Origin of the sequence: Anaeromusa sp., from assembly GCF_028691475.1 — a bacterium.
Lineage (GTDB): Bacteria > Bacillota > Negativicutes > Anaeromusales > Anaeromusaceae > Anaeromusa.
The window spans coordinates 1-8,751 of sequence record NZ_JAQUZF010000035.1 but is presented as its reverse complement, the minus strand read 5'-3'; the positions used below and the strand labels follow the sequence as shown (position 1 = coordinate 8,751).

Annotated in this window: 8 protein-coding genes; all 8 read left to right on the top strand. The window is 51.2% G+C overall.

Annotated elements, in window-relative coordinates; all coding sequences use genetic code 11:
• Positions 1-2,007, top strand: a 2,007-nt coding sequence (gene infB / locus PHF27_RS06670) for a translation initiation factor IF-2 (RefSeq protein ID WP_300067534.1), incomplete at its 5' end; no start/stop codon positions are given.
• Between the two features lie 15 nt (positions 2,008-2,022).
• Positions 2,023-2,394, top strand: a complete 372-nt coding sequence (gene rbfA, locus PHF27_RS06665) for a 30S ribosome-binding factor RbfA (protein ID WP_300067533.1) — start codon at positions 2,023-2,025, stop codon at positions 2,392-2,394.
• On the top strand, positions 2,391-3,356 hold the full coding sequence (locus PHF27_RS06660) for a bifunctional oligoribonuclease/PAP phosphatase NrnA (protein ID WP_300067531.1): 966 nt from the start codon (positions 2,391-2,393) through the stop codon (positions 3,354-3,356). The genes rbfA and PHF27_RS06660 overlap by 4 nt, the downstream gene beginning before the upstream one ends.
• Positions 3,353-4,291, top strand: a complete 939-nt coding sequence (truB, locus tag PHF27_RS06655; RefSeq protein WP_300067529.1) for a tRNA pseudouridine(55) synthase TruB — start codon at positions 3,353-3,355, stop codon at positions 4,289-4,291. The genes PHF27_RS06660 and truB overlap by 4 nt, the downstream gene beginning before the upstream one ends.
• A complete protein-coding gene (locus PHF27_RS06650) occupies positions 4,269-5,225 on the top strand; it encodes a bifunctional riboflavin kinase/FAD synthetase (protein WP_300067528.1) in 957 nt (318 codons plus the stop codon). The genes truB and PHF27_RS06650 overlap by 23 nt, the downstream gene beginning before the upstream one ends.
• Before the next feature lie 155 nt (positions 5,226-5,380).
• Positions 5,381-5,647 (top strand): 30S ribosomal protein S15, encoded by a 267-nt coding sequence (gene rpsO / locus PHF27_RS06645; RefSeq protein ID WP_300067526.1) that lies wholly within the window; start codon positions 5,381-5,383, stop codon positions 5,645-5,647.
• A 156-nt stretch (positions 5,648-5,803) separates the two neighbouring features.
• Positions 5,804-7,951: a polyribonucleotide nucleotidyltransferase gene (locus tag PHF27_RS06640; RefSeq protein WP_300067524.1), complete on the top strand. Its 2,148-nt coding sequence runs from the start codon at positions 5,804-5,806 to the stop codon at positions 7,949-7,951.
• Positions 7,952-8,030: 79 nt separating this feature from the next.
• Positions 8,031-8,751 (top strand): pitrilysin family protein (locus PHF27_RS06635; RefSeq protein WP_300067522.1); only part of this gene is annotated, 721 nt, incomplete at its 3' end.

Genomic DNA, 8,751 nt, shown 5'->3' with positions numbered 1-8,751 from the left:
CAGGCTCCGCGCCCGCAGGGCGGCGGTGGACAACAGGCTCCGCGTCCGCAGCAAGGTCAGCAGAATTTTGGAGGTCAACAGCGTCCAGGCGGCGGTCAGCGCAGCGCTGGCCAGCAGCAGCGTTCTCCAGGAGGCCCACAGCGTCGTCAAGGCGGCACTGGAGGCGGTCAACGTTTCAATAATCAGCGCGGCGGCAATCAAAGAGGCGGTCAGCGTTTTGCACCGGCTGCACCGAAACAGGAAATGCCGAAACCGAAGCAAATCCGCATTGGCGAAAGCCTCAGCGTTAAGGAACTTTCGAGCAAGCTCGGGCGCGATGTCGGGGAAGTTATCAAAAAACTGATGATGATGGGCGTTATGGCTACCATCAACCAGGAAATTGATTTTGATACCGCCTGCTTGTTAGGGGAAGAATTCGGTACTGCCGTAGAGGCGTTGCCGCCGGAAGAAGACCCGACAGAAGTAAAAGAGATTGAGGACGATCCTAAGTCGCTGCAGCCGCGTCCTCCGGTTGTAACCGTTATGGGCCATGTTGACCATGGCAAGACATCCTTGTTGGATGTCATCCGCAAAACCCATGTGACGGAAAAAGAAGCAGGCGGCATTACGCAGCATATTGGCGCCTACCAGGTTGTTTATCAAGGTAAGAAAATTACCTTCTTAGATACTCCGGGCCATGAAGCGTTTACCGCCATGCGCGCTCGCGGCGCACAGGTAACTGACGTAGCGATCTTGGTGGTGGCTGCTGATGACGGCGTTATGCCGCAGACCATTGAGGCTATCAATCATGCTAAAGCGGCGGAAGTGCCGATTATTGTGGCTATCAATAAAATGGACCGCCCAGGGGCTAATCCGGACCAAGTGAAACAGCAGTTGATGGAGCATGGTCTGATTGGCGAAGAATGGGGCGGAGATACCATCATGGTACCTGTATCAGCGCACCAGAAAACAGGTATTTCCGATTTGTTGGAAATGATTCTGCTTGTTGCGGAAGTGCAGGAACTGAAAGCCAATCCGAACCGAAATGCCATGGGCACTATTGTCGAAGCACAGCTTGACAAGGGCCGCGGTACGGTGGCTACGGTGTTGGTGCAAAAAGGAACGCTCGCTATTGGTGATGCGATTATTGCTGGCAGTGCATACGGGCGTGTGCGGGCTATGGTGAATGATCGCGGCGAACGTGTGAAAAAAGCAGGACCTTCCATGCCTGTTGAGGTATTGGGCTTGACGGACGTGCCAGAAGCAGGCGACGTGCTGATCGTTGTAGATGACGAGAAAACGGCGCGCACTGTTGCTGAGAAGCGTCAAGACAAGAAACGTTCAGAGGAGATCAAGGAGTCGCAGAAGGTATCTCTGGACGATCTCTTCAAACAAATACAAGACGGCCAAATCAAAGATCTCAATGTTGTTATCAAAGCCGACGTGCAAGGTTCGGTAGAAGCGTTGCGCCAGGCGTTGATGGGACTGAATACCAACGAAGAAGTACGTGTTATTATTGTTCACGCAGGTGTCGGCGCCATCAACGAGTCCGATGTCATGCTGGCTTCGGCGGCTAACGCCTTAATTATCGGCTTTAACGTACGTCCTGACGGCAATGCTCGCAAAACGGCGGACGCTGAGAAGATTGATATTCGCACCTACCGTGTTATTTATGACGCCATTAACGATGTAGAAGCAGCCTTGACGGGGATGCTGGCGTCACAATACAAAGAAGTCATCTTGGGCCGAGCGGAAGTTCGCATGGTTATTTCCGTGCCGAAAACAGTTGTTGCCGGTTCGTATGTATTGGAAGGCAAGATTACCAATTCTTCGCAAGTACGGATTCTTCGTAACGGGATTGTCTTGCATGAAGGAACCGTTGAAGCGTTGCGCCGCTTCAAGGATGATGTTAAAGAAGTGGCTCAGGGTTATGAATGCGGTATTTCCGTGGAGAAATTCCGTGATATCAAGGAAGGCGACATTATCGAAGCCTTTATGATGGAAGAAGTACGTCCCACGAGCCTGTAAACGGGAGGTGAAACGATGGGGCAATTGCGAATTGATAAGGTTCAGGAATTCATTAAGCAGGAAGTCAGTCAAATCATTCAAAAGGATATAAAGGATCCGCGCGTCGGCTTTGTGACGGTTACCGATGTGGAAATGACGCGTGATTTGCGGCATGCAAAAATCTTTTTGAGCTTAATGGGCAGTGACGAGCAGAAAACAGCTACCTGGGAAGGGTTGAATCGGGCGTTGGGCTTTATGCGCAGCGAAATCGGCAAGCGTATTCGTTTGCGGTGTACGCCGGAGCTGTCTTTGCATTTGGATCGTTCATTGGATTACAGCAACAACATTCAAAAACTGCTGCTGCAGTTGGAAAAAGACGGTACCAATAAGGGGGATGTTTCCTCGTGAAGCGGTTGACGCTGCAGGAAACAGCGCAAAGACTGTTAGCGGCGCAAAATCCGGTATTGACCGCTCATGTTCACCCTGACGGCGACAGCTTAGGATCGTTGTTAGGTTTGGCGGAATTATTACAGACCCTAGGAAAAAAAACGCAAATTTGGCTGGATGATGACGTGCCGCCGGCCTATCGATTTTTGCCGGGGTGGGAAAAAATTCAACGCTTACCGGAAAATTCCGTGCGTTTGGACGGAGATTTGCTAGTGGTTCTTGACGCCAGCGATAAGGGGCGCATTGGCCGCGTCGGCGAATACCTGGACGCGCCATTGCTGAATATTGATCATCATGTTTCCAACATGGAATACGCTGACGAACTTTATTTGGACGTCAAAGCGGCTGCTACCGGAGAAATTATCACGCAGCTGGCAGGCGAGCTTCAATGCGCTTTGCCTGCGGCTGCGGCTGCGGCGTTATATGTGGCGATAGCCACTGATTGCGGCTTTTTCCGTTATGCTAATACGACGCCGCAAACGCTGCGCATGGCAGCGCTTTTGGTGGAAGCAGGCGCTAAACCTGCCGAAATTTCGGAGGCGCTGGAAACCAGGCCTTACGCCGAAGTGGTTGCTTTGCGCGAAGTGCTGGCTACGTTAGAAGTAACAGCGTCAGGGCGAGTGGCTTATATCACGGTAACGCCGGAGATGGCCGCTCGCATTGATAGTACGGAAGGTTTTATCAATTATCCCCGGACGCTGGACGGCGTAGATGTGGCAGTGCTCTTTAAATTTCAAGACGATCAACATGCCCGGGTTAGCTTACGTTCTAAAGGGGCTGACGTCAGTCAAGTGGCTTTAGTCTTCGGCGGCGGCGGCCACACCCGAGCGGCTGGCTGCAGTGTGGCAGGCGACTCACCGGAAGATATGCGGCAAAAAGTGCTGTCAGAAGTAAAGAAGATATTAGGGACGGATGGAATGTGACTACGGAAGGATTCTTGAATGTTCACAAACCTGTAGGGATGACCTCGCATGACGTAGTTTCCGTAGTGCGACGAGCTTTGGGCGTACGGAGAGTTGGGCATGCGGGGACGCTGGACCCGGGAGCGTCCGGCGTTTTGCCGGTTGCCGTGGGCAAAGCGACCCGGCTAATTGAATATATAACCGATACGGACAAAGAATATGAGGCCGTAGTAGAATTTGGCTACGAGACGGACAGCGGCGATTTGGACGGTCAAATTGTGGCCAGAAGCGATGCGCCGCCGCCGGAGCAAGAGACGCTCCAAAAGGCCTGCGCTGCTTTTGAAGGCGTCATTGAGCAAATTCCGCCTATGCACTCGGCGCTTAAAGTTAACGGTAAAAAACTGTGCAATTTAGCGCGCCAAGGTATAGTGGTGGAACGGCCAGCGCGCCAAATTACGATACACGCCTTAGAACTGTTGGCCTATGACGGCGTTAAAGCGCGTTTGCGCATCGTGTGCTCCAAGGGAACCTATATTCGGGTGCTTTGCGCCGATTTAGCTAAAGCCGTCGGCTGTTTGGGAGTCATGACGGAGTTATGCCGTACCCGCGTTGGTCAGTTTCGGTTGGAAGACGCAGTTTCTTTAGACCAGATTCGAGAAATGCGAGAAGAGCTGCTACAGCCTATTCCCAAGGCAATTGCCCATTTGCCGCAGCTATTGCTGGATGAAGGGCAAAGCCGGGCTTTTTGTCTGGGGCAAAAACAATGGCTGGAGCAGAACGGTGCGGCTAGTGAGATTGTAAGAGTGTGCGAGAGAGCGGATGAAAGCTTGCTGGGAATCGGTCGCGTTGAACAGCAGGATACTCTCTGGCAATTGGCGCCGCATAAAGTGTTGGCGGCGCCGCAGCAGAAAGAACAAATGGCGGAGGGGGAGCATGGGTTTGCAGACATTACATGAGCTAGAGGGCCTTACGGCGCCATACGCCCATGTCGTAGTCGCCCTAGGCACCTTTGACGGCGTGCATCGTGGACATCAGGCGTTGGTGACAACGGCGGTAAAGCTGGCGAAAGAAAAAAATGGCACAGCTGTGGTATTTACTTTTGCCAACCACCCCTTGTCCATTGTAGACCCGCGTCGTTGCCCGCCTCAATTGGGAACACTGCAGCAAAAAGAGCGGTGGATGCAGGAGCTGGGCGTAGATGTGTTGATTTTGCTTCCTTTTACTAAAAAGCTGTTGAAACAGTCGCCAGCTGAGTTTGTTGAACTGCTGATCCAAAGGCTGCAGCCGGAAGCCATTGTGGTAGGACCGAATTATTCCTTTGGTCATCGCGGTCAGGGCGACCCTGAGATGCTGCGCCAAGCAGGGGCAGAGCATGGCTTTGCTGTACACATTCACCCAGAGGTTACGGAAGACGGCGAAATGATTAGCAGTACCGCCATACGCCAGTGTATTTTGGAAGGACGTATGGAAGAGGCCCGTCTTTTATTGGGGCGGCCGTTTTCGTTGGTAGGTCCTGTGGTTCATGGTGAAAAACGTGGACGCTTGCTTGGCTTTCCTACGGCTAATCTGCAGTTGCCAACATTGCTGGCTGTGCCGGAAAACGGCGTTTATGCTGTGAAAGTATGTGTAGAGGGAACGTACTATGCTGGCGTGGCTAACGTAGGAACGAATCCTACCTTTACAGAAGTGGAGCGCCGGTTGGAAGTTTTTTTGCTGCAATTTAGTGGTGATTTGTACGGGAAAAGTTTGGAAGTGGAATTTCTTGGCCGCTTGCGGGGGGAACAGCGTTTTGACGGGGCGGAAAAGTTGATTGCACAAATTAAGCTGGATATCGAGAATGCAGCGGACTTTTTTATTAAAGAGAGCCTTTCCTTGTCAGCTACAGTGTGAAGTAACTGCGAGGGCGCGTTGCCACTTTACTTTTCTCGGCGTGTATGCTAAAATTACCCACGTAATAAGCCATGGAACCATAGCGCGGATGCTCGAAACTCCGACGAGCGTCTTGGCTAGTGGGGATTGGTTATAAAAAACAGGAGGTGTCGTCTATGTTGACGAACGAAAAGAAACAGGAACTTATTGAATCCTTCCGTACGCACGAACAGGATACCGGATCACCGGAAGTGCAAATTGCTATTTTGACTTCCCGAATCATCTACCTGACCGAGCATTTAAAGGAACACAAAAAAGATCATCATTCTCGCCGCGGCTTGCTGAAAATGGTTGGTAAGCGCAGAAGCATGTTGAATTACTTAAAAAACATGGATTTGGACCGCTACCGGACCATCCTGCAGAAACTGAATCTCAGAAAGTAATGAAAAGCGGGTTTCCACCCGCTTTTTTCGCGCTTAAAATGAAAAAAATCTTTTAGTGCGAATAAATCATGGTTGGCAAAAGGATTGTTCTTTTGCATGTCGAAATGTACAAGGTACAAAATAATGAAGAGCAAAGATAAGAGGAGGAATTGGCGCATGCATTCTTTTCAGACCCAATTAGCCGGACGGGAGTTAATTATCGAGTCCGGTAAAATGGCCAAGCAGGCTGGCGGGTCCGTCTTAGTGCGCTATGGCGAGACAGCCGTTTTGGTGTCGGCCACGGCATCGGCGGAACCACGGGAAGGAATTGATTTTTTCCCATTGACCGTGGATTTTGAAGAAAAATTGTATTCAGTAGGTAAAATTCCCGGCGGGTTTATTAAACGCGAAGGACGTCCCAGCGAAGCCGCTGTTTTAACCAGCCGCTTGATTGATCGTCCTATCCGCCCGCTGTTTCCTGATGGCTTCCGTAATGACGTACAGGTAATTGCTACGGTGCTGTCGGTAGATCAGAACAATTCTCCGGATATTCCGGCTATGCTGGGCGCTTCTTGCGCGTTGAGCATTTCCAATATTCCTTTTGAAGGCCCTATTGCCGGCGTGCGCGTAGGCCGCAAAGACGGCGAGTTCATGATTAACCCGACCTTGGAGCAGCAGGAAGGCAGTGATTTGAACCTGACTGTAGCCGGTACCCGCGATGCTGTATTAATGGTGGAAGCCGGGGCCCAGCAGCTGCCGGAGTCTGTTATTTTGGATGCTATTTTGTTTGGTCACGGCGTAATCAAGGAATTGATCGCTTTTCAGGACAAAATTGTTGCTGAAATTGGCAAACCTAAACGGGAAGTCTCTTTGTATCAGCCGCCTGCAGACATTGCGGCAGCAGTAGAAGCCTTCGGCGCGGAAATGCTGCGAGCAGCGGTAACCAATCCAGACAAGCTGCAGCGCGACGAAGCTACTTCGGCGGCCAAGAAGGAAATTGCCAGCCATTTTGCAGAAATTTATCCTGAAAATGGCAAGGACATCAAAAATATTATTCAGAAAATCCTTAAGAAAATTGTGCGTAAAATGATCACAGTTGATAAGGTGCGTCCGGATGGTCGCGGCCTGGAAGAAGTGCGGCCCATTAGCGTGGAAGCCGGCCTTTTGGCGCGGCCCCATGGTTCTGCCTTGTTTACGCGTGGTCAAACCCAGGCGCTGACCATTACGACCTTAGGCGCCCTCGGGGACGAGCAGATTCTTGACGGCTTGGGCGTAGAAGATTCCAAGCGTTATATGCATCATTATAATTTCCCGCCGTACAGTGTTGGGGAAACCCGCCCTATGCGCAGTCCCGGCCGGCGTGAGATTGGTCATGGCGCTTTAGCGGAGAGGGCCTTAGTGGCTGTTGTGCCTGATGAAAACGAATTCCCTTATACCATCCGTCTGGTTTCAGAGATTCTGGAATCCAATGGCTCCAGCTCTATGGCTAGTGTTTGCGGCAGCACCTTGTCTTTGATGGATGCGGGCGTGCCAATTCAGGCGCCTGTATCCGGGGTTGCCATGGGCCTTGTTAAGGATGGGGATCATTACTCCATTCTGACGGACATTCAAGGTCTGGAAGATGCTTTAGGCGACATGGACTTCAAGGTGGCCGGTACGGAAAAAGGCGTTACTGCCATTCAGATGGACATCAAGGTTGACGGTTTGAGCGAAGACATTCTGCGTGACGCTCTGGCGCAGGCCCAACGTGGCCGCATGCATATTTTAGGTAAGATGCTGGAAGTATTGCCGGCTCCTCGTACAGAGCTGTCGAAATACGCGCCCCGCATGATTACCCTGCAGATTCATCCGGACAAGATCCGCGACGTCATTGGACCTGGCGGAAAAATCATCAAGAAAATTATTGATGAAACCGGCGTTAAAATCGACATTGAAGATGATGGACGCGTCGTAATTGCGGCGGTGGATATGGAAGCAGGCCAACGCGCCGTGAAGATCATTGAAAACTTGACGATGGACGTGGAAGTCGGCGCTACTTACGAGGGCCGCGTTACACGGATTATGAACTTCGGCGCTTTTGTGGAAATTCTGCCTGGCAAAGAAGGTCTTGTGCATATTTCACATCTGGCCCGCGAACGCGTGGGCAAGGTGGAAGATGTAGTGAATATTGGTGATGCCATTACCGTTAAGGTAATGGAGATTGACCGACAGGGGAGAGTCAATCTTTCGCGTCGCGAGCTTTTGCCGCCCCTGGCCGGAGGCGAAGAAGCCACTAAGCCCGCAGGCGGAAGGCCTCATCATGGAAATTCTGAGCAGCACCGGTAAAATTTGCTGTTAAGAGTATATGCCAGGAAGAAGCATAAACCGCACGGTTTATGCTTCTCTTTCTTTGGGAGGAACCTAAATGTATCAAAAGACGGTTTTGAATAATGGCATTCGCGTGGTAACGGAGCAGCTGCCGCATTTGCGTTCAGCCAGCATGGGCGTTTGGATTGCCTCTGGTTCGCGCAATGAGCCAGTGGCTATGGCCGGAGCTTCACATTTTTTGGAGCATCTCCTGTTTAAGGGAACAGAGAAATTGTCGGCTAAGGAAATTGCCGAAAAAGTGGATGCTGTGGGCGGTCAATTGAACGCTTACACAGGGAAAGAGCATACTTGTTTCCACATGAAGGTGTTAGACACGCATCTGCCGCTGGCGTTTTCTATTTTAGGCGAGATGTTGCTGCGTCCCAAACTGGCACCGGAAGATGTGAAAAAAGAACGGGAAGTCATTTTGGAAGAAGTAAGCATGTACGAAGACGCTCCCGATGAAATGGCGCATGACCTGCATATTGAACAGACCTGGAAGCAGCATCCGTTGGGGCATAATATTTTAGGTACGCGGCAAACTCTTAGCTCCATGCGGGCTGCAAATCTGCGGGCGTACTATGAAGAGCAATACACGCCGGAACGCTTAGTGATTGCCGCTGCTGGCAATGTAGAGCATCAGGCTGTGGTGGCGTTGGCGCAGGAATACTTTGGCGGTTTGCAACGGCCTGCTACAATACAGGAAAAAGTGCCGCCTGTTTTTTGTCGCCATACTTGCTTAAAGGAAAAAGAAGGAGAACAGTTGCATGTATTCTTAA

Excerpts from the sequence above, each read along its gene's own strand:
- rpsO (WP_300067526.1), top strand. The coding sequence starts at position 5,381 with ATGTTGACGAACGAAAAGAAACAGGAACTTATTGAATCCTTCCGTACG.
- PHF27_RS06650 (WP_300067528.1), top strand. The coding sequence starts at position 4,269 with ATGGGTTTGCAGACATTACATGAGCTAGAGGGCCTTACGGCGCCATAC.
- PHF27_RS06640 (WP_300067524.1), top strand. The coding sequence starts at position 5,804 with ATGCATTCTTTTCAGACCCAATTAGCCGGACGGGAGTTAATTATCGAG.
- rbfA (WP_300067533.1), top strand. The coding sequence starts at position 2,023 with ATGGGGCAATTGCGAATTGATAAGGTTCAGGAATTCATTAAGCAGGAA.